The sequence below is a fragment of the Streptococcus sp. CL5.50 genome (assembly GCF_049738015.1).
Lineage (GTDB): Bacteria > Bacillota > Bacilli > Lactobacillales > Streptococcaceae > Streptococcus > Streptococcus mitis_CA.
The window spans coordinates 1-22,595 of the sequence record NZ_JBKOTR010000007.1; the positions used below are offsets into that span (position 1 = coordinate 1).

The 22,595-nt window shown below is 33.6% G+C and carries 23 protein-coding genes; all 23 read right to left on the bottom strand.

Annotated elements, in window-relative coordinates; all coding sequences use genetic code 11:
* Nucleotides 1–15: 15 nt before the first annotated feature.
* On the bottom strand, nt 16–1,149 hold the full coding sequence (locus ACLNCV_RS05600; RefSeq protein ID WP_084926367.1) for a helix-turn-helix domain-containing protein: 1,134 nt from the start codon (nt 1,147–1,149) through the stop codon (nt 16–18).
* Nucleotides 1,130–1,801: a hypothetical protein gene (locus tag ACLNCV_RS05605; RefSeq protein WP_084926366.1), complete on the bottom strand. Its 672-nt coding sequence runs from the start codon at nt 1,799–1,801 to the stop codon at nt 1,130–1,132. Before ACLNCV_RS05605 ends, ACLNCV_RS05600 begins: the two co-directional genes overlap by 20 nt.
* A gap of 519 nt (nt 1,802–2,320) precedes the next feature.
* Nucleotides 2,321–2,758: a MepB family protein gene (locus ACLNCV_RS05610; RefSeq protein WP_424844955.1), complete on the bottom strand. Its 438-nt coding sequence runs from the start codon at nt 2,756–2,758 to the stop codon at nt 2,321–2,323.
* Nucleotides 2,759–2,846: 88 nt separating this feature from the next.
* Nucleotides 2,847–4,397: a ClC family H(+)/Cl(-) exchange transporter gene (locus tag ACLNCV_RS05615; RefSeq protein WP_049515231.1), complete on the bottom strand. Its 1,551-nt coding sequence runs from the start codon at nt 4,395–4,397 to the stop codon at nt 2,847–2,849.
* Between the two features lie 16 nt (nt 4,398–4,413).
* Nucleotides 4,414–5,193 carry a ribonuclease HII gene (locus ACLNCV_RS05620; RefSeq protein ID WP_261029183.1) on the bottom strand — a complete coding sequence of 260 codons (780 nt, stop codon included), beginning with the start codon at nt 5,191–5,193 and terminating at the stop codon, nt 4,414–4,416.
* On the bottom strand, nt 5,180–6,031 hold the full coding sequence (gene ylqF / locus ACLNCV_RS05625) for a ribosome biogenesis GTPase YlqF (RefSeq protein WP_261126119.1): 852 nt from the start codon (nt 6,029–6,031) through the stop codon (nt 5,180–5,182). The genes ACLNCV_RS05620 and ylqF overlap by 14 nt, the downstream gene beginning before the upstream one ends.
* Nucleotides 6,032–6,266: 235 nt before the next feature.
* Nucleotides 6,267–7,376: a glycosyltransferase gene (locus tag ACLNCV_RS05630; protein ID WP_150923062.1), complete on the bottom strand. Its 1,110-nt coding sequence runs from the start codon at nt 7,374–7,376 to the stop codon at nt 6,267–6,269.
* 10 nt (nt 7,377–7,386) lie between these two features.
* Nucleotides 7,387–8,937, bottom strand: a complete 1,551-nt coding sequence (locus tag ACLNCV_RS05635) for a lipopolysaccharide biosynthesis protein (protein ID WP_150923060.1) — start codon at nt 8,935–8,937, stop codon at nt 7,387–7,389.
* Nucleotides 8,938–9,900 (bottom strand): capsular polysaccharide synthesis protein, encoded by a 963-nt coding sequence (locus tag ACLNCV_RS05640; protein WP_424844956.1) that lies wholly within the window; start codon nt 9,898–9,900, stop codon nt 8,938–8,940.
* A gap of 5 nt (nt 9,901–9,905) precedes the next feature.
* Complete coding sequence (locus tag ACLNCV_RS05645) at nt 9,906–10,901, bottom strand: galactofuranosyltransferase (protein WP_424844957.1); 996 nt, start codon at nt 10,899–10,901, stop codon at nt 9,906–9,908.
* Nucleotide 10,902: 1 nt separating this feature from the next.
* Complete coding sequence (locus ACLNCV_RS05650) at nt 10,903–11,877, bottom strand: glycosyltransferase family 2 protein (protein WP_424844958.1); 975 nt, start codon at nt 11,875–11,877, stop codon at nt 10,903–10,905.
* A gap of 13 nt (nt 11,878–11,890) precedes the next feature.
* Complete coding sequence (locus ACLNCV_RS05655) at nt 11,891–12,850, bottom strand: glycosyltransferase (protein ID WP_261141828.1); 960 nt, start codon at nt 12,848–12,850, stop codon at nt 11,891–11,893.
* Complete coding sequence (locus ACLNCV_RS05660; RefSeq protein WP_084926357.1) at nt 12,843–13,853, bottom strand: glycosyltransferase family 2 protein; 1,011 nt, start codon at nt 13,851–13,853, stop codon at nt 12,843–12,845. Before ACLNCV_RS05660 ends, ACLNCV_RS05655 begins: the two co-directional genes overlap by 8 nt.
* A 39-nt stretch (nt 13,854–13,892) precedes the next feature.
* Entirely contained in the window at nt 13,893–14,858 is a 966-nt protein-coding gene (locus tag ACLNCV_RS05665) for a glycosyltransferase family 2 protein (protein WP_424844959.1), read from the bottom strand.
* 14 nt (nt 14,859–14,872) lie between these two features.
* Nucleotides 14,873–15,982, bottom strand: coding sequence for a CDP-glycerol glycerophosphotransferase family protein (locus ACLNCV_RS05670; protein ID WP_424844960.1), 1,110 nt, complete (start codon nt 15,980–15,982; stop codon nt 14,873–14,875).
* Nucleotides 15,979–17,058, bottom strand: coding sequence for a glycosyltransferase (locus tag ACLNCV_RS05675; RefSeq protein WP_424844961.1), 1,080 nt, complete (start codon nt 17,056–17,058; stop codon nt 15,979–15,981). The genes ACLNCV_RS05670 and ACLNCV_RS05675 overlap by 4 nt, the downstream gene beginning before the upstream one ends.
* A gap of 1 nt (nt 17,059) precedes the next feature.
* Nucleotides 17,060–17,458 (bottom strand): glycerol-3-phosphate cytidylyltransferase, encoded by a 399-nt coding sequence (tagD, locus tag ACLNCV_RS05680; RefSeq protein ID WP_000832254.1) that lies wholly within the window; start codon nt 17,456–17,458, stop codon nt 17,060–17,062.
* A complete protein-coding gene (locus ACLNCV_RS05685) occupies nt 17,455–18,288 on the bottom strand; it encodes a glycosyltransferase (RefSeq protein WP_261050986.1) in 834 nt (277 codons plus the stop codon). The genes tagD and ACLNCV_RS05685 overlap by 4 nt, the downstream gene beginning before the upstream one ends.
* Before the next feature lie 16 nt (nt 18,289–18,304).
* Nucleotides 18,305–19,405, bottom strand: a complete 1,101-nt coding sequence (locus tag ACLNCV_RS05690) for an EpsG family protein (protein WP_084926355.1) — start codon at nt 19,403–19,405, stop codon at nt 18,305–18,307.
* A gap of 30 nt (nt 19,406–19,435) precedes the next feature.
* Nucleotides 19,436–20,089: a CpsD/CapB family tyrosine-protein kinase gene (locus ACLNCV_RS05695; protein WP_045611653.1), complete on the bottom strand. Its 654-nt coding sequence runs from the start codon at nt 20,087–20,089 to the stop codon at nt 19,436–19,438.
* A 1-nt stretch (nt 20,090) separates the two neighbouring features.
* Entirely contained in the window at nt 20,091–20,795 is a 705-nt protein-coding gene (locus ACLNCV_RS05700; protein ID WP_084926354.1) for a YveK family protein, read from the bottom strand.
* Nucleotides 20,796–20,837: 42 nt separating this feature from the next.
* Nucleotides 20,838–21,413 carry a sugar transferase gene (locus tag ACLNCV_RS05705; protein ID WP_052691054.1) on the bottom strand — a complete coding sequence of 192 codons (576 nt, stop codon included), beginning with the start codon at nt 21,411–21,413 and terminating at the stop codon, nt 20,838–20,840.
* Nucleotides 21,414–21,646: 233 nt separating this feature from the next.
* Nucleotides 21,647–22,378, bottom strand: a complete 732-nt coding sequence (gene cps4B, locus ACLNCV_RS05710; RefSeq protein WP_060628350.1) for a capsular polysaccharide biosynthesis protein Cps4B — start codon at nt 22,376–22,378, stop codon at nt 21,647–21,649.
* Nucleotides 22,379–22,595 lie beyond the last annotated feature (217 nt).

Consider the following 22,595-nt stretch of genomic DNA (forward strand, 5'->3'; position numbering starts at 1 on the left):
TATTATTGAGACTTTTCATTTAACTATTCTTAATACAGGACCTTTTTGTGACAATTGATAATTATCATTAATTGAAATATCTAATGATTTTTCTAACTCATCTTTGGGTAGAGATAAGTTAGAAATTAGTTCATTTTTTTGTAAAATATCATTACTGATAATTAAGTCAAATACTTTACGGTAAAGACTAGGTTTCTCAAGAGTCAATTCATTGTCCAAAGGCTCACGCTTCTTCCATTTATTAAAGCCAATTTTCCTAAACAAATATAATTTTTGATCATCATTGATTAACTCTAACTGATAAGTTCTCATAATCATTGATTGAATAGAAACTTTCCAATATTTTTTTAACTCAATATAAAAGTCTAAATTAGTAGATAACAAAGATTTTAAAAAACCATTCTCAGGTAACAATAAACAAGAAGCAAAATAGTTTGCCTGATTCTCAATAATATTCTTTAATTCCTGAGAGGTATAGTCGTGAATACTTTCAATATCTCCATGAAGTAAAATATGACCTAATTCATGTGCAATATTAAAACGACGACGTACAGCAGATTCTCCATTATCTGTCAGCATGATATACGGTCTGTCTTCAATCCATTCTGACACTGCATCCAATTTGTCATCAGACATATTGGACTCAACAACAATAATACCATTAACTTCTGCAATCTCAGTGAGATTAGAAATTGGTATATCTTTACCTAATCCCCATAGTTCTCTTAATTCTTTAGCTTTTTCCTCAATATCGTTATTAGTAATATCGTAAATAGTTTTCGTTAAAATGTCAGGTAGAGTTAATTCAGGAAAATTAACATACTGAGACAGCAAATCATAAATTTCCTTTTGAAATTCTAACCTGACAGCTTGCATATCCCTTGCTCTTTTAGTAGCCGCAGATTGACTACGAAAAAAAGTGGCCCCTTCGTAAAACCTTTTAGGTTCAGAAGTAAAATAGGTGTATGGAAAATCTAGTTCAGCAACAATTGTCATTAACTTACTTGCTCCTGGATGTGTTTTCCCTAATTCATAATTAGAAATCATTTGTCTAGATATTCCTGTTCGTTCAGCCAATTCTTTTTTAGTTAATCCTCTGGCTATTCTAGCCTTTGTTAATTTAGAGGGACTAAATATTCCTTGTTCCATTTACTTCTCTCCTAAGAAGCTCTTCTGACAGCTCCGTTAAAGTCAAATCTAGTTTCTTTTGAGTGGTCTGCTCTTGGTCTTTCGAGGCAACAATCCGCTGGGCATTCATAATATCTACTTTCTCAATCCATTGCTCTGTATCAACATTTGGCAAACCCAGCTGAACAAATTGCAGGTGATGATTCTTTCCGCCGTATGTTAAGAGGAGAAACGGTGGGTTATCAGCATCATAATGCTTATTGATATCCTCTTGGGTTGTAAAAAGATCAAATTGTTTATTTTTCACACTAGCCACACTTCTGTGAAGAGCTTTTTTTGGCATTGTTTTTATACTTCTGGTTTTTACTGGAGAAATAATGGCTCCTTTTGTTTCAATCATCGTATAAGTATAGCCGTTCACTTTATTATTCACTGCAGATAACATTTGCACATCTGTTCTCATTGATGAATCTTCTAAAACTAATCGCAGCGCTACATCGACTAATGCTTGTCGGATATGCCCATAAGTCTTTCGCATTTCTGGGTGTCGCAATACTGGTGTGGTATCAATGAGTTCCCACAAAAAGCGATAGGCCTCCTTAATACTGTATGCTAATTCACCGGCTAATCGTGGGTCACACTCTGCTTCTAAATGAGTTCTTAAAATTCCCATCTTATCTCCTAACTATTAACTTTATTCATGTCATGTTAATAGTTTACCTTTTTTTTAAAAAAATGTCAACACAAAAACATACTAAGAATAGTAGGTAGAAAATTTCTGACGGGAAAATTACGCACTACTTTTTTGGGGGCAAAGTAAAGGTGTCTTTTTAAATCAAGAGGTTTTTCCAAAATATCCATTTACTATTTAATATTTAGTATTCCCATCGATACAAACCTTATACAATATTCTTTTTTAAAATAATGTACAAACATAAATAAAGTACTTTTTTCAATATATGTATTTTATGTTTCTATCCCAGTATTATCAAGGCTTTAGACTATGTAAGGTCAATTGTTCATAAATTTTTAGTTTTTTCATAACATGTTATAACTAAAAAATTTTTTCGACAAAAATTGTCTATAATGTACTTTATTCCTGAGAAACTAACACAAAGATTTGGTTCTTTTTTCATAAGAACCAAATCTTTGTGTTTGATATGAATCTACTAGAAATTTTTCAAAGTCATTCTTATAATTCAATTTCTCTAAAAATTTTCAATTGCCATTTTTGTGTTGATTGAGCCGTTGTATTTAAATTTGTGCACCAAGGCGGATAAAATCGCATGGACATTTTTTCTTTGCTGTTTTTTGTTGAGAGAATTTTCTTACAAATAGCAACTTCGTTTGGAATAATAAATAGCCCCTTTTTATCATTATCGATGACAACGATAACAAGTTCAGTTCCCAAATCTTCATTGGTATAAGGAGTGTTCATGTTATTTTTGTCTTTTTTCCAAAAAACTGTAAAATATCCTTCTTTTTTCGGTGTTCTTTTTGCTAAGCGGCATCTTTTATATCCTTGCTCATCCTTTATTTTGATAAGAATACCTTCGTATTTTTCATTCCACTTTTCTTTAATGAATTCAAAATCACCATAAAACTCATATAGAACATCTAGTATTTTCATTATGATGTATGTCCTCCCTTATCAAAATCAACAAAATATTCTTGATACATTTATTACATAATAAAAATTATGTAAAAATATTTTTGATCTACAACAACAAATCTTTGACTTTCCCAATTTCACTTTTTGGAATCACCAGGTGAATCATATCACCGAGATACATTCTGGTTGAGCCGTTAACGGTTTGGCTTTTACCGTTATGAACTTGGGTTGTAATAAGGACGTTGTGTGGTAAGTTGAGTTCGTGAACTTGTTTTCCTGCTATTTTATCTGAAACAGGAATTTCAATAAGTGTGACTTCTCCTTCATCTGACGCTTCTTCAGGTAGCATTTTTTCCAACATAGCCTCATAGACTGGTGCACCCTTGAGTAAATCCATGATGATGTAGGCAACTAGGGTTACCAGTCCGAGTGGCATGAGGTTGCGAATATCTCCTACCATCTCAGTTACGAGTATCATGGCAGTTAAGGGAGCCTTTGATATTGCTCCAAAGTATCCACTCATTCCCAGAATGACAAATATAGGAAATTGTTCCTGACTGATAAGTCCAATATTCACACAAATGACACCAACTAGGGCACCGAGTAAGGAACCAAGCGCTAAAATTGGTAGAAAAATTCCTCCTGGAAGGCCACTTCCATAGCTAATCATGCTCCAAACAAAGCGAATCAAAAAGTAAGCTAATAGAACTTGGAAACTAAAATTTTGCTCAGTTAGGGAAAGAACAAGCTGATTTCCACCACCAAGAATTTGTGGCAAGAAGATCCCGACCGGTATGATGAGAATGAAAGCCAGAATTGGATAATATGCTCTATCTAAATGGATTTTTTGTCCAACCCAATCATAAACTCTACCGACATTGAGTACAGCTTTCTCATAGAGAAAACCAGATAGTCCAAGAAAAACTCCCATAAGGAGGTAAATCCAATACTGGTCTAGGGTCATGAGTGGTATATTGTCTGGCATATCCAGTACGGGTGTTAGGCCAAATATGAGAAGAGAAACAAAATTTGCTACGAGACTTGCTGCTAGAGTTGAGACCCAGAAAAAGCGTGAAAAATGGTGATAAACTTCTTCTACGACAAAGAGAAGTCCAGCAATTGGTGCATTAAAGGCTGCGGCTAGCCCTGCGGCAGCTCCACTGGCAATCAGAGAGCGTTCCTCTACTGGACTGGATTTGAGCCATTTAGCAATACCTTTACCACCAACCGCTCCGAGTTGAATACTTGGCCCTTCACGCCCCAGCATAAGGCCACTTGCAATAGCAAGAATTCCTAGAATATATTTTTTCCAAAGTACGCCCCACCAGTTGAGGGTCATGAGTCCCTTTAATTCGGCTTCGACTTGAGGAATTCCTGAGCCTTTTATGTCTTTTTCTGATCGAGTTAATTTCGCACTGAGCCAACAAACTATTAAATAAAATAGACCAATGATAAAAAGATTGCGCACTAGGTGCGCTTGATCTTGATAAAGTCCTTGTATCAGGTGGAAGCCTTTTTCGATTGAAAACCGAAAGGATCCGACGATGAGCCCGACAACGAGTCCCACAATGATTCCTCGTCCAACTTGGGATAGTATGGTGCTTGAGGCAAAGGCAAATTCTTTCTTGGAACTGAGTGTTTCTGACTGTTCCTCCATAATCATTCCTTCTAACTTAACTTTCTTTTTCTCCTGAAACCAGTGATTTAACTGGTTCAAAGCTGGTTCGGTGAATTGGGGTAACTCCTAGTTTTTCCAGTCCTTCTAAGTGTTTAGCTGTTCCATATCCTGCATTAGCAGCAAAATCATAACCAGGGAACTGATGATCGAATTCCTTCATCAATTCATCACGTGTCACCTTGGCTACTATAGAAGCCGCTGCAATCGAGAGGGAATTGGCATCTCCTTTGATGATAGATGTTTGTGAAATTGGTAAATCCAGTTTCATGGCATCTATCAAAAGGTGCTCAGGTTGCGGAGGGAGCTGGGAGATTGCTTCCTTCATAGCTAGTTTGGTTGCTTCATAGATATTGACTTGGTCGATGACCTGATTATCCATGATACCAATGCCGATTGACAAGGCTTGCTCCTGAACTTCTTGGAAAATCTCCAGATGTTTCTTTTTAGGGATTTTTTTGCTGTCGTTGAGACCTTTAATCTTACAATTTTTAGGTAAAATAACGGCTGCAGCGACTACAGGCCCAGCCAGAGGGCCACGACCAACCTCGTCAACACCAGCAATTAAGGTCAATCCTTGCTTGTAAAGTTCTTTTTCGTAGGAAAGCATGGATTCTAAACGAAGATCCTCAACCAATTCTGCCTGAATAGCTTTTTTACGTTTGCTGATTTCTTTTTGAACTCCTGAGCGATTATCCTTTTCAAGATCTAAAAAAATAGGGCTTTCTAACTCCTTGACCGTTGCAAGGAGTTCTTTGATTTCTTTAATCGTCGCCATCGAGGTCATCCAATGTATCTAAGGTGTAGTTACCGAGTTTGCCATCACGGACTTCCTTTACGAAGAGACTGTAAAAACGGTCATAGTCGTCACGGAAACCGAGGGCACGGGTCATATCCATAATGATAACAGGCGCTTCTTCTTCAATTTTCATTTGTTTGAAGCGTTCAGCCAGCTTTTCTGGATAATGTTCTTTGAAATAATTGAGACCAAAAATGGTTACCTCGTCCATAGGAAGCAACTGGTCTTTGATAGCTCCAGTCAAGGCCAACTTAAGAGCTACAGTTTCATCTTCAAATTTAGGCCAAAGAATCCCTGGCGTATCTAAGATTTCCAAGTCTTTATTGGTTTTGAGCCATTGTTGCCCCTTGGTAACCCCTGGTTTATTACCAACAACGGCAATTTTCTTACCAGCCAAACGGTTCATAAGAGTTGATTTACCAGCATTTGGAATCCCGATAATCATGGTACGCAAGGTTTCAATCTTGATACCACGTTCTTTCTGGCGAGCAATCTTATCCGCCATGAGCTTCTTGGCTGCATCTGTTACAACTTTTACAGTCACTTGCTCTTTGGAGTTGATAGCTAGCGTCTGAATTCCTTGTGATTCAAAATACTGGCGCCATTCCTTGGTTATTGCTGGGTCGGCCAAGTCCGCCTTGTTTAAAATCAAGAGTTTTGGTTTGTCACCAACAATCTTAGTCAACATAGGATTTTGACTAGACAGAGGTAAGCGTGCATCAACCAAAATCGTCACAAAATCAACAAATTTTAAATTCTCCTGCACCTGTCGACGCGCTTTAGACATGTGACCAGGAAACCATTGAATAGTAGCCATTGAGTTTTTTCCTTTCATAGCAAGGGTTTAGAACACCTATTGTTTGAACATCAAGGAGCTTTCAAATGAATAATGTCCAAACAGTTCTTGTTTTATAACATAGAAATCTACTTTATATTATATCATGCCTTCTCTATTTTGTCTGCTTTTGCTTCAGGATTAAATAGTGTTCCAAACTATTAAATCATTATAAAAAATTAGAGAAGACATGTTTGTCCTCTCCATCAATTTTTTATTACTCATCAAATAATTTCTCCAACTGTTTGGTTGCTGAGTCAATCTCGTAGCCGTTTTGTTCTATCAGCTGTTTCACCTTTGCTTTATCAAGCTCTCGATGATCTCTGACAGACAAAATCTTATCTGCCCATTCTTCAAGAGAATCATTCAAAGACAGACTGTTATCATAGTTATCTAGTATTCTTGCATCTGGTAAATGATTTGCAGTTACAACAGGTAATCCATTTGCTTGTGCTTCAATGAGTACAATTGGCAATCCTTCAAAATTAGATGGGAAGAAGAACACATCTAATAAATTTAGCATTTTTCCGACATTAGTGGTCAATCCTGTAAAAATGACTTTATCTTCTACACCATATTCTTTTGCCACATTTTCTAAAAATGCAGTATCACCTCTTCCGATAAAAACTAAACGGGAATTTGGTTCTTTTTTGACGATTTCAGAAAAGACCTTAATACAGAAACTTTGATTTTTTTGTTTCTCATTTAAGCGGGAAACTTGCCCAATGACCAAACAATTTTCAGGGATCTGATACTCCTTTCGAAGTTGGGTTTGCATTTCTTGATCATATAAAAACTTCTCAACTTCAATGGCATTATGAATAACCAAGGCTTTTTTTCTTTCTTGACCATGATAAAAATGGTTCAATGCTTCTGTTCCACAGGCCCAAAAATCTGTTGCATATTTTCCGACAAAAAGTCGATTAATTGGGTGAATAAAACGATAAAATTTATCTGCTGTCGCACAATGTCCATGAACAATTCTTTTTTCGATTCCATATTTCTTTGCTAATTTTAAAAATTCTAGATGAGTCAGGCCGTTTTGATTGGACCATAAAATATCATAACGATGAGCATTCTTCTTAAAAAAATCATCCCATTCTTTTAAGGCTTGCTGGATATGAGGTCTTAACTTGGGGATTCTATGAACGACTAGAGGATTGCGACAAAGCTTTTTAAAATGATCACTAAATTCAACATCTTCAGAACCTTGTAGTAAAAATTCCAGTTCAAATTCAGAGGTATCGATATGATTATAAAAATCTACCACAATTTTTTCCAAGCCACCAACATCTGGAACCAGACCACAAACCAATATTCTTTTCATTGATTTCTCCTTATTTTTTTAACTTTAATACTTTTTGAATCATCAGGATGATTTGTCTACCGCCTTCATGATTTCTAAATAGGAAAACGTAGACACCCAATACTATCAAATAAAGGACGATTTTGATGATCAAACCGAAAATGAAATCTAGCTGAGTTAAGAGGTAGTTATCCAGCAAACTCAAAAGTAGAAAGCTTATCCCTGCGACAGTGAAATCTTGTAACAATGTTTTAAAAAAATCCTTTGAGGAAGCTTTCAATCCATACTTAAAGGCGCTATAGGGTTCATACCATGTACAGGTCAAGACTGTTGAACAAATCGTACCCAATAAAATTCCAGATACCCCTAAATCTAAAATCACTAAAAAGTAGAGTGAAAGGGAAATATTTAATAAAATCTCGACGATAACTTTTTTATTTTGCTCATAACTTAATCCATAAACTGAAATCAACGTTAGAATCGGTCTTCTATAAAAAGTTAGGAAAAAATGAAGGACAATCAAAATCTCAACTGTACGATTAAATGAAAAATTTTCCCCTAACCAGATGGTCATAAATGGATGAATGAACATTAAATAGCCTAAGCTAGCAAAATAAATCAGGCTAAAAGCAATAAACTGGAATTTTTTTAGGAATTTAACTATATCTGCTACTGTCGTAGATTCCGAATGGACTAAGTTACCTACGGAAGAAACAACTGAATTGATCACAGTATTTAAAATCAGTGAAAGAAATCCTAAAACATAGGTATAATTCCCATAAATACCAATAGCTGCTAAGCTGACAAAACTTGCCATTAGAATACTATCTGTTTGAAAAACAATTGTTTCTCCAATACTACCGACTACATTTCCTTTGATATTTCGGATAAATTTTCCTTTTTCCTCCTGATTAATGGGGGTTATGTCATCCTTAAACAGGTAACCATACAATCTATCTACAATACGCGACATGATGATATTCCCAATCAAATTCATGATGATACTGATTAATAGATAAAAGATATAATTTTTGGTAAAGAATAAAATTCCGATTTGCAAGCATACACGAAGCGTATTTAATCCAAAGTCAATCAAAGTCATCATATAATTACGCTGATCGACATAAAGCAAGGTTCGTTTATAGGAGAAAAAATAGCTGGAAGCTGAGTTAAATACAAAGAGGAAAAAAATCAAATATACTTCACTATTTACAGTATAATCCTTTATCATATAAGGAAGAAATAAAGAAAGTATAGCGCCCAGTATAAAAATAGAAAAGCCAATGATTCTATATAATTTTTTGAAAAGAATCATAAAGGCATTGATTTTTCCATGTTCTTCTCTGCCTAAGGGTCCATATAGTGCATAGCTCATGGCTCCAGCAACCCCTAATTCTGCCAAAGACAGGATAGAAACTAAGCTAGACAAATAATTGTTTAATCCTAGATAGGTTACCCCAAGTAAATTGATAAAAATAGTTCGATTGATAAAGCCAAGAAGTACTTGAAAAGGTTGCAATGCCAGAGCAATACTCGTATTTAAGGTGGCAAATTCTGTTCTACTTTTTTTCGTGTATTTCATCTATTCCTTTAATTTTCCTTGTAAAAGTTGATCCAGATAACTTTCTGGAAGGACTTCTTCTTTCTTGATTTTATAAGTCGTTTTCAAAATCGGTGTTGTTTTTAACACTTCTTCCCATTCCTTTTCATCAAAAAGATCATGAGCATGGTCTCTTAAAAACCAAACACGCTCAGCTGGTGCTAGAATAGGTAATCTATCCACTAAGCTTTCAAAATAAGGATTGCACTTATATTCAGACAAAATAAAATAATCCATCATCAGGTAATGAATAAAAACTGGATATTTACGAACATAGTAAAGATATAAATCCCGAATATGTTTAAAATAAGGCTTGCCTTTTTTTCCTGCCAGAAAGAAACCTGCCCATTTAAAGTCACCAACAGTTCGTTCTATTTGTTCAGATCGTATAGGTGGATGATTCAAACTAAAAAAGTCCCCTTCAAACATTTCTAAAGTTGCATAGGGAGATACAAATAAGGTTGCATCCATCCAAATGCCACCGTATTGGCATAAGAGACTAAAACGAATAATATCTGAATAATGCGCAGCTGATAATTCTTTTTTCTTGTATTTTTCGGTGATGTCTCTTGGAATATTGATGAAATCCGCCAGATTTTCATCCGTCAACAAATAGAATTCACAATCATTTCTTTTGGCGAAGTTTTTTATGGTCTTTATTGAAGTCTGGACTGTCCCAGGCATTTGAGCTTCTCCCTGTTGCCACATTGTCCAAATTATTTTCGGAAATTCTGTTGTTTCTTCTTCTTTTTCATTACTCGAATCATCTATTTGAGCTTCTTTTCGTAATTTCAGTACAAAATCCAAAAGAATCTTTCTTCGAAAATCATAAAACATCTTGTCAGATTTTTGTGCAAGAAAGTAAACACATGTTAGTTTAAGGCCATAATATTTTAAAATTTGACAATAGCGAGCCATTTTATTTTGTAAGATTTGTAGTTTCATAAACTCTACAAGTTCCTTTCACATTTTTCTAAAGCTGTTTTTAGAAAATGTCCGTTACAAAGTTTCTCTCCTACTATTTTACTATTTTTAATCAATTCTTGATAATCTTCTTCATCAATCGAGTTTAAACAATCTGCAATTTCAAATAATGAATCAACAATGATTCCACATTGATTTTTCCGTACAAAATCAGCCAAGGCAGATTGGCTCCATACAATAATCGGAAAACCTGATGCTAAATATAAAGAGGCTTTATGCGGGTTATTCATCTTTAAATATTCTCCATACATTCCACTACAAGTATGGGGGCTATCTCCATCCCAGACCAAGCCAAAACCACCATGCAAGTGATTGGAAAGTTCATCAGGAGAAAAAGCACCTTGATAATGAACGTTGTGAGGAAGATTCTCCTCTTCAAAGTTAATGCCATAAATAGAAAAATCTGGTTTTTCAGGTAATTGTCGAGCATATTTTGTTTTTCGAATATCGAAATTTCCAGCTAACAAAATAGTTTCTTTTTCATAAGCTTTCTTCTCTTTATAATGTGGAATCAAATAGTCAAATATCTCTAATGAAACAATCTTCTCTTCCGGTATTCCTAATAGTACAAGTTCTGCTTTCATCTTTTCGTTATGGGCGATAATTCCATCTACTTTTTCAAGAACGGTTTTATTTTGTAAAAAATGGATAATAGAATATTTGAAATCTGTAAATGACTTGATTTTTTTGTTTCTCAGGGACTCGATATCATGAATCAGCAAATAAGCTTTGAATGTTCTATTTTTCAAAAATCTCGTTAAAATTTGTTTTTTTAAGGAATGCCATAATAATGGAAATTGAAGAACTAACACATCATTTTTTGTCAAAGTGATGGGATTTGAATCATTATTTAGGGAAAAAGGTTGATATCCTGCTTCTAGCATTATTTTTTCAGCATCTAATCTTGCTTTAGATCCTGCATGTTTGGCTTCTGCGTAAAATTCTTTTAAGTAATAATTCATACTACTTCAACCCTCTCCAAAATCTTTTTACAATATATTTTTCAAATCTCCATTGAATGGCTCCAACAACTCTTGAAATAAAGACAATCTTTTGAGGGAATAAGCGATAAGCTCTCATTAAAAATGAGCGACTTGAACTTTTAGCGTAACGATTCAGATACTCGACATATTTTTCTTGATAAGGATTTCCTTCAAATATACGATAGTCGACAACGTGCATCAAGACTAAATGAAATAAGCGACGATGTACGTATGGGAGTGAGTCAGCATTTCCATCATATAAATGCTCCACTTTATCACAAATAGTAAACAAATCCAAATTTTTCAAACTAAATTCGCGATTCATAATACTACCAGAACGTACACGGTAATAATATCCTATATAATCGATTTTCACCATTTTATGAATATGTTTTAAGATTCCCATTCCTCCATACACATCTTCATAAAATAAACCTTCTAAAAATGGAAAATTGACAATCACTTGTCTTCGAAAAAGTTTAGCAACTGCATTCAAACGGACAATATTATCTTTACATAAAGAAACTAATGCTTCATGGGCATTTCCTTGGAAAATAATTTTGACATTCTCAGGAGAAGGGATTTCTATTTCTTTTTGATCATTTGTATACCAACATTCTACGATGTCCATTTCTTCTGAAGTCATGTGCTTTAATAATTGTTCCAACATATCTTCTTTAAGAACATCATCACTGTCTACAAAAGTGATAAATTCGCCTTTAGATTCAGTCATACCACGATTACGAGCGCCACTTAATCCTTTATTTGCTTGATTGATTAAGTGAAAACGAGGATCTTGTTGACAATATCTCTCACAAATTTCTTTTGAAGCATCTGTTGAACCATCATTGACTAAAATCACTTCAATATTGTTATAAGTTTGACATTGAATACTATCTAAACATTCTTTCAGATACTCTTCAACATTATAAACAGGTACAATGACACTAATCATAAATAGGCTCCTATTAAATTTTCCATTTTTTTCGAATGTCTAAATATCTTAAATACAGAGGATAATATAAACTAAAAAAATATTTTGATGAATAACTGTACCATCTTAATAGTTTACTAGAATTGAAAATATCTGATGATTTCTTAGCTATTTTGGCATATTTATTAATCTCATCAATATATAACTGATAATATGGATGTCCAACTCTTATGTTATACTTTTTAAAATGTCCAATACCGACTAAAAATAACATATTCCCTACATAAGGTAACCAATTATCTTCTCTAAATTCCTCTAATAATTTTTCGCCAACTTTAAAAATATCAAGATTCTTTTCTGAATATTTCTGATTCATCGTACTAGAAGTATGATATCGATAATAATAACCAATATAGTTAATTTTTCTCATTTTATGAATATATTTTAAAGAGACGATTCCAGTATAAAAATCTTCATAAATTAAATTTTCTAAAAACGGAACTTTCTCCACTATTTCACGACGATAGAGTTTTGCGACTGGACTCCAACTTACTCCATGATTAAAACATTGGTATAACGCTTCATCTGAATCAAATTCTTTAACATGAATATCTTTTTTTTCTTCATTTAAAGATTGAATATCCTCGGTTCTATTACATTCTACAATATCAATTCCATCAGACATATACTTCATTAGTTGTTCCAACAGACCAAGACTTACAACATCATCACTATCGACAAACATGATATATTCACCAAGGGATTCTTTTACGCCACGATTTCTGGCTACGCTTTGACCTTGGTTTTTTTGATTGATCAATCGGAAACGCTTATCCATTTGGCAATAACGCTCACAAATCGCGTGTGAGCCATCTGTAGAACCATCATTGACTAAAATGACTTCTATATCTTGATAGGTTTGCTTTCGAATACTTTCTAGACATTCTTCCAGATATTCTTCCACGTTATAAACTGGAACGATTATACTAATCATTTTTGTTCATAAGCTCCTTCATTTGTCTTTTGTGAGTCAACTTTCTAAATTTACTCCATCCTTTATACAGAAACTGATACACTGGATGAGTAATCGTTAAAAAATATTTTGGCGCTATGAAATACATTCTTAGTAAACGGTATTTTCGAACAACTTCTTGAGATTGCTTCGCAATAAAAGCAGACTCCTTTATAAAATTCTCATACAAACTAACACAAGGACTCTTCTTCGTAATGCCATCTCTGTAATAATGACTAACCCCTAGATAAAACATAAAGTATCCAATATACGGTAATAAATATGCATCATCTTGGAAGGATGCTATTAATTGATTTCCAACTTTAAAAATATCTAAATTTTTCTCATTAAAAGAAGTTGTCATAGTACTATTCGGACTAAATCGGTAATAATACCCAGTTAAATCAACAACTACCATTTTTCGAATATTTTTTAAAAAATTAATTCCTGTATAAACATCCTCGTAAATAACACCTTCTAAAAATGGAACTTTTTCAATAATTTCTCTTCTATATAATTTTGCACATGGGGAATAATTCACTTCTTTAAGTGCTATACATTTAATAATGGCTGCCGTTGAATTACCTTCGAAAATAACTCGAATCGGTTTATTTTTATGCAATTCTTCTTGATTGCGAACAAGACTACATTCTACTAAATCCACATCCGCCTTCATATAGGATAGTAATACGTCTAGTATATTTGCTTTAATGACATCATCACTATCGACAAACATGATATATTCACCAAGGGATTCTTTTACGCCATGATTTCTGGCTACACTTTGACCTTGATTTTTTTGATTGATCAATCGGAAACGCTTATCTGTTTGGCAAAAATACTCACAAATAGCTTGGGAGCCATCTGTTGAACCATCATTGACTAAAATGACTTCTATATCTTGATAGGTTTGCTTTCGAATACTTTCTAGACATTCTTCCAGATATTCTTCCACGTTATAAACTGGAACGATTAAGCTAATCATAAAACAGCTTCCTTCTCATTCATTTTTATTCATCTGAATTTACTTTCTAATTCCATTTTTTAGTTTCCACAAAAAATGATAAACAGGGAAAATGATCGAATTATAATATTTTGGACAAATATTATAGAGGCGAATCATACGCGAACTTTTTGCAAGCTCAGGATTTTTCTTGGTGATAGTTACATAGTCGGCTAATTTCTGATTATAGACATCTGCATATGGATTTCCTTTTTGGATATAGTCTTGATAATGCATGGTTGCTACATGAACTAGGAAGCTGCCAATGTAAGGAAGAAGTTCTTCCCTATCAGAATACAAGTCTATTAATTGGTCACTGACTGTAAAGATATCTAAATTTTTAGGAGTAAAGGTTCGATGCATGATACTAGCTTGATGTTGTCGATAATAATAACCTTTATAATCAATCTTAATGATTTTTCGAATATATTTTAACATTCCAATTCCACAATAAACATCTTCAAAAATCACCCCATCTATATAAGGAACAGCTTCAACAATTGATCTTCTATAAAGTTTTGTAACTGCATTAACATTTAAAACATGTTTAGGGAAAATTTTTACTGCTTCTTGAGAGTTCCCTTCGAATAGAATACTTGGTTCTTTAAAACTTTTAGCAAGAAATTCCTCGTTAGATACGGTAAACTGACTTTCCACAATATCTACGTCTTCACGCATATAGTGCATTAAGGTTTCTAAATAGTTCGCTAGAATCATGTCATCACTATCCACAAATACAATAAACTCTCCTCTTGAAGCTGCTACACCAGTATTTCGTGCAGCGCTCAATCCTTGATTCTCTTGATTCAACAAGTGAAAGCGACGATTCTCTTTACAATAACGCTCACAAATAGCTTGTGAACCATCTGTTGAACCATCATTTACTAAAATGACTTCAAAATCTGTGTAGGTTTGGTTTTGAATGCTATCTAAACATTCTACCAGATAAGTTTCTACATTATAAACGGGTACGACTACACTAATCATTCTTTATCCTAACCTTATTTCTCTAATCCAATTTCATCCAAAAGTGTCTTTGTAAAATCTTTTTGAATGGCATTCACCTTGTTATTGATTTTTTTTCGTTCTTCAATATAAATATCTTCAGACTTCACGACACTCTCTAGGAACTCTAATAAGTCATGTGAATCACGAATGACACTGCCCACCATTAAACTCTTCACATTATCAAATACAAAGCCTCTTTTTTCTTTGTATTCCTCATAATCATTAATGGTAAATGCAACGGGCCTATTTAATAAATAATAATCTAAAAATACTGAAGAATAATCTGTAATCAATGCACTGGTTGTGCCCAAAAAGGTATATAAAGTCCCATACTGCTCACTAATGATATCTTCTGACAATAGATGAATCGTCTCATAATTCATCTCAAATTTCAACTGAGATTCCTCTAGAGGGTGAAGTTTAACGTAAAGTTGATAGCCATAGTTTGAAAGTAGTTCTTCAATGTTCTGAAAGTCCTCTTCTTCCAAAGAAAATATCAATGCTGCTTGGCTGTCATGATAGTTTTTAGAATTACGGTAGGTTGGCATCCAGATGATTTTCTTCTCTTTTTTCTCTTTAAAGAGCTCATCATTTCGAATATTACCAACAAGAATCATCTGCTCATCCTTAGCATTAAAGGCTGCTTTCATGATTGGAGTAAATAAATCTGAAGAAGAGACTAATTTCGTAAAGAAATTATAGTCAATCTTTTCCATGCCAATTTCAAGATTGCCAATTTTTTTCAAGGGCATTCCATGCCACAAGTTGACAACCATCTGCTTTGGAGCAGGCTTTACAGGATACTTGCCAAATGAATAGAAAAAATATTTAGATGTTAAAAAATAAAAGAAACCTCGATAAATAGAAACATACTTCACATCCTGCTCTTTTTCTAAATGATAGAAATCATTTGAAGCACAAACGATTTCGTATGCTTCTTGATAGCCATTATCCACTAAATAGTGATAGAGGGTTCTAAGATTATCTCTGAACCCCCAATTAGAATAGAGAACAATTCTGTTCCTTTTCTTGGGAATCATTTTATTTATTTTATAAGTAAAATCACTTACTTTAAAAAGTAAGGGTTTTAAATAGTTGATCATTCTCTTTTTAAACCTTGCTTATAAATTTCTTTTAAATTTTGAACATTTTCTTCAATGTCAAACCGCTTTAGGTGTTCATTCAGCTGTCGTTGCTTCTCCTTGAAAGGCATCTTTTCGATATAGTTTACCCATTTGGCCTTATCTAGTGGCATAGCTGTACAAAGTTCATCAACAATCTGAGTTGTTGGATCAATTGTTTCATTCATGATAATATTGACTCCAGAACATTGAGCTTCTACCAGTACAATTGGGAAACCTTCATACAAAGAAGGAAAGGCAAAAATATCAAAGGCTGAATAAAATTTATGAACATCTTCTCTTTTTCCTGTGAAGATGATATTCTTCAATTTCTTACTTTTTTCTTCTAAAACGGTACGATCTGGCCCTTCACCAACAAAGAAAAAAGTAACATCAGGCAATTCTTTAGCAATTTCAATCAAAAAATTCTGATTTTTGAAAGGATTTAAAATACCAATCATCCCAACTACTTTTTGATGTTCAGCTATATGAAACTCTTTGCGAATTTCTTCTCGAAAAGTTGGAGAAAACCGATACTTGTTGATGTCAATTGCATTTGGAAGGATTTGAAATTCTTTTTTTCCAAATATCTTCAATCCAGCTAATTGACCACAAGAGATACGATGGGTCGCATTTTTCAAAGCTAAAAAGACCAAAAATCGATTGCGAATACTTTTTAACCAAGTGTCTGAAAATTGGCTACTATGGTTGTGGTAAATCCTAACTGGAACACCATTTTTTCGAGCATAGTAATTATGTATAAAAGCGGTTATAGGATTATGAACATGTAGAATGTCAATTTTATTATTTTCATAAAATTGTCGGCACTCTCTCGCATAGGCAAATAGTTTAGAAATCTGTAGGGCAGGAAATACAATGCGTTTGATTTCTTTTTCATCTAGGTATTGATTAAATGGGAAATGAGCCTCTCCATTTGACTCTCCAACCATATATTCAAACTCTTGATCATTATTTGGGATATGATTTTTGATAAAACTTTGTACCCCACTCATGGTATTCCTTACACCACCTGTTACATGTATGACCTGATATTTCATCCTAGTTTCCTTGATTCAAATCATTCTTTATCTTAGAAGTTGAAATTTCTTTTGTTCGTGATAGGTAAACAACCTCTATTCCCAAATCACTTAAATAATCAAATTTTCCCTGCCAATCATCTCCAATGACAAACACATCAGCATGATACTTTTCTATGTCTGAGGTTTTTTGATCCCAATTTTCTTCTGGTATGACGAGATCCACATATCTGATAGCCTCTAATAGAGATTTTCTTTCTTCGTAATCAAAATAACATTCTTTATTTTTTTCTAGTCTATTAAATTCATTGGTAGAAAGCCCGACAATGAGATAATCTCCCAAAGCTTTTGCCCTTTTTAAAAGATTAATATGACCGTAATGCAATAAATCAAATGTTCCATATGTAATGACTCTCTTCATATCTTCTTAACCACCTCTACATCTTCTCTCATTTTTTTCTTATAGACCCATTTCCTAATTGCATTTGGAAGAATTCGAATCGCATTACGAAGGAAAATATTTCTAAATAATTCTACTAGAGTAATATCTCTTCTGCGATAAAAATCTAATTGGAGCATAAAGTCCGTCTTTACATACAAGAAACCGCCTCTACGCAGATAGCTAGAATCGTTAGTCTGCATGACAACCAAGGGATCCTGGATATTCAAAAAATCCTTGGTTGGATTATCGTGTAACAATCTCATTGTGAGGTCATAATCCTCTAGATAGCGGAACTTACGATAATTACCAGCCTTCAAGATATATTTTTTTTTCATCATACTCGATGGATTATTAAAGGGATTTCTCATTTTCGAATATTGACGAATTTCGGCTGTAGTTTCTGGTACTTTCTTTAAGGCGGTAAACTCTGTATTTTTCTCTAGGATATTGGAACCAACCATGATGAGGTTGGGATTTTTTTCAAAGGCTGCTGCTTGCTTTTCAAACCTTGTTTCTAGAGAATAATCATCACTGTCCATTCTAGCAATGAATTCTGTTTGGCATTGATTGACTCCAAAGAGAGAGGCTGGTCCTGAGCCTAAATTTTCAGGTAAATGAAAAACTTTTAAAATCGGAATCTCTCTCTGCAACTTTTGGATTTCTATTTCTAACTCTTCAGTCAATTCGCCATCACAAACTAAAATGATTTCTGTCGGTTTAAGGGTCTGCTGATAAGAACTTAGTAAACTTTTCCTTAAATTTGTAGGAGTCTCTTTTTTATAGACTGTCGTTAGAACTGAAAATTTCATTTTATAACTCCTAAACCTAATTTCCAAATAACCAATCTACAATAACTGAACGGTAGGGAACGACATGGTACCAGTCAGCTTTAAAATAAACAATGACTAGAAAGATTGAAGCGTAAACCAATATCATCAAATAAAATAAAATCCATTGAACTTTTTTGTCACCTATTTTAGATAAAATCATAGGGATATATAGGCAAATAAAGGGGGTAAAATAGTGTGCGAATCTGCCAAAAAGACTTGTTTGCAAAGTTGACGCAGTAAATAAAAAGGAGATAAAGAACAAAGTTCTTATAAATTCTTCTTCAGTCGATAACTTCTGTTTTCTAATCACTAATTCACCAAAGATCAGAACGATACCATACCAAATTGTTAAAAATACAGGTGCCCATTTATTGCTTTCCAAAAACCATGATGATTCCAGATAGGAAGTATACTGAGGGAAGAAAGAAATAAAGATAGTTGCAATTTGTTTGATAAAAGGTAAGATGATTAGAAATGCAAGGAACACAAATTGGTATATTCTTTTATTTAAAACGATTTTTTTAAGGGGGAAAAACAAGAGGCAGACGATACCAGATGTATGAAATAAGGGAGTTAGTAAGATAAATACCCATGCTAAAATCTTCTTGTTTTTTACTAAGTAGTGAAACCCTAAAAAACTTAAAGCAATCGCCAGACCTTGCCTGATATTTGATAAAGAATAAAAAAAGAGTCCTAACGAGCTGAAGTAAATCAGTAAACTCATGTAAACATTTTTAGAATGCTTATAAAGAACAAAAAACCAACTTAATAAGGTCAGAAATGCAAATACGAATAAGAGGAATGGATAATGATCACTGAAGTTTCTTAGAAAAATAGTGAACAGTAAGTACCCAATTTCAAATCGAGAACTAAATAAATGTGATAAATCTGGAATCTGAATATTATTTGATTCAAAAATATGGATATAAGTTCCTAAATCTCCACCTACACTAGAAGTACGAAAACCTGCAATGATTAAAAAAAAGAAAAAAGTCGGAAGAACAAGGAAACCTAACTCTTTTACTTTATCCTCATATTTCAATGAGAAAAAGGCAAGAAAAGAGACATAGACGAACATTAAAAGATAGATTGTCATTTTTTCTCTCCTGCCTTTCAAATAGTTAGTTTAATAATAGTAATAATAGGTATCTTTATGTGAATCAATTTTATTCATTATCACACCAAGTAGTCTAGCTCCAACATGGTCTAATCTTCTTTTTGCTTCTATTATTTGTCGTCGTTTTGATTTTTTGATATCTACTACCAGAAGGGTAGCATCCGAAATACTGGCTAAAACTTGGGCATCAGTTGCTGCTAGCAAGGGAGGGGTATCGATAATGACATAGTCATAAAAATCCTCAAATGCTTTAAGTGTTTCATCCATAGAAGAACTAGCTAACATCTCAGAAGGATTAGGCGGAACAGGTCCTGAAGTCAGCACATCTAAATTCACATCATTTATCGTCAAATGATTAATGGAATCTACTCCTGACTTCTTTAATAAAAAAGTGCTGAGTCCTTCAGTGTTATTTAGCTCGGTTAATTTATGTTGAGTTGGTTTACGCATATCCGCGTCTATGATAATCACTCTTTTCCCCTGTTGGGCCAAAGAGGCGGCAAGATTGATACTGACTTCACTCTTGCCTTCATTGGGGTTGGCACTTGTAACGACAATGATTTTAATATTTTTTCCAAATTCTGAGAACTGAAGATTACTCCTTAAAGTTCTAAAGGACTCAGCTACGATGGATTTACTGTTATGAATAACTTCGATATGCATGTCACTCACCTCTTCTCTTTCTCTCTATAGTCGGAATCATCCCGAGAACAGGTGTTCCCACTAACTCTTCCAAGTCTTCGTAAGAATCAATCGAATCACTCAATACATATTTGATGAAAATAACATTAAATCCTACAAAAGAAAATACTAGAATAGATACAAGAAGATTCTTCCATAGAACGGGATAAACTGGAGAATCACTTCCCAGTGCTTCTGTAACAACTGACAAGTTGTCGCGCCCTAATCTATCTGCTGTAAATTTCTTGTACTGAGACACATACTCTTTAATATAACGTTCTGCTAAATTTCGATCTAGTCCTCTCACTGTTATTGTGACCAACTGTGAACCTGAGTCATTTGTTAATTTAACCGATTTGATTTTAGCGATGTCATCAGGTGACAAACCTAATGCTTTATTGGTTTCATCTTTTACTGGGGGGAGATCTGCTATCTCTAAATAAGTCTTAGCTTGTCTTTGAAAGAGGTTTATAGCTTCAATCGTTTGCGCATCATTATTTTGCCCATTTGTTTGGCTTGAAGTGTTCTTCATTATGAGCTTAGAGGATACACTGTATATAGGAGAAATGATAAAAACAGTATATAGACCAACTGCTGTCGTCCCTACTATAGTAAATAGAAGTAAAAATAGTAGTTTGCTTTTTATCAAAGAAAAAACTCTATTAATATTTTTATTAAAAATAGTCATATTATTGTTTGTTTCCTTTTATTTATTTTTGCTTTCTTAGAACTACCTAGATCCGTTCCCGGTAACCATCACTTTAATTGTTTTTAATAGTATAAGAAAATCTAACTTGATACTTTCGTGATTGATATAGAATAGATCGTAGACTAATTTATCTTTAGGAGTTAATTCATAACCACCATTTACTTGAGCCCATCCTGTGATTCCTGGACGGACAGCTAAACGTTCATTAAAATTAGGGATATCTTTCAAAAATTCATTGATAAACTCTGGTCGTTCTGGTCGTGGTCCAATAATGGACATCTCACCTTTAATTACATTAATGATTTGTGGTAATTCATCAATTCGTGTTTTACGAATAAAACGTCCAACTTTTGTAATGCGTGTATCATTTTTGCTCGCCCATTTATGACCATTCTTTTCAGCATCTTGATACATGGATCGGAGTTTATAAATTGAAAAACTTTGTCCATTTAAACCAATTCGTTCTTGTATATAAATAGGATTACCACTTGATTCGATTACAATAAAGATACATGCTATTAAACAAATCGGGATAATTAATAGTAATGAGGGTATAGAAATTAGAAGACCTATAATTCTCTTAATTCTCCTATACATAAGCATCATTCTCCTAGAAAAAACTAAGGCGCACACATATATATGCGTGCGCCACTCACTACGTTGATGCATATATATATATATATATATAGTCCTGAGTATAAAAAGCTAGAACTAATAAAAATATGTATATTTACCAAGAATTAAATCATACAGTTCAATATAACATAAAAAAATAAGATTTTCAAGCTTACGTGATTAAAATACAGGAAATATACCTAAATTAAATGTTGCTAAATATTTTTGTTCGATATAATCAACTGAGGATTTACTAAAAATAATTCTTCTGCTCTTTCCTTTCCATACTGATGACTAATTGCGTCAAATGCTTGCTTCATATATGGTGGTCTTGAGCTTAGATTATGCATATCGCTAGCCACACAGTGAACTAGATTATAGGATAGAAAATACTGAGCTCTTTTTTTGAGTAAGCGATACTTATCCCCAAACATTTTAGGCTTAAGAACACTTGAACTATTTATTTGAGTATAACATCCCATATCTATCAGCTCTTTAACTCTTTTTTCATTTTTTTCTAGTTCAGCATAGCGTTCAATATGGGCAATGACAGGTCTAATACCTAACAATAAAACTTTATTTACTGCATTGCGGATTTCCCAATAGGGGGTGGTCGGGCTGAATTCAATCAAAGCATATTGTGTATCGTTCAGAGTAGGAATCTGCTTGCTTTCCAATTTGTCAAGAGCATCTTGGGTGAAGTATATTTCAGCTCCATATAAAAGAGTTAAGTCAGGCAGTTCTTTCTTAGCAAGTGCTTGAACCTCTTTAAAGTTGGTCATAATTGTATCTTCTGGAGTTTCAAACATATTTTTACGACGATGTGAAGTGGATACAATTGTACGAACTCCCTGTGAAAAAGCTTCTTTCAGAAGAGCTAGGCTTTCTTCAATTGTGCTTGGTCCATCATCTACACCAAAAACAATGTGAGAGTGGATATCAATCATGTAATATTTCCTTATATAATAGAGTTTTAGTTACTGTAATAAATAATTCCTGCATTTATATATAAGTATTTAGAATAACCTATAAATATTGGTTTATACAGTTTGTTTTCCTGATGTTATTATACTACGAAACATTAAAATAAGCTACTTATAATTAAGTCTCTCATAATATTTTAAAAGTTATCCAGTATAATAAAGCATATATAAATAAGCGTGT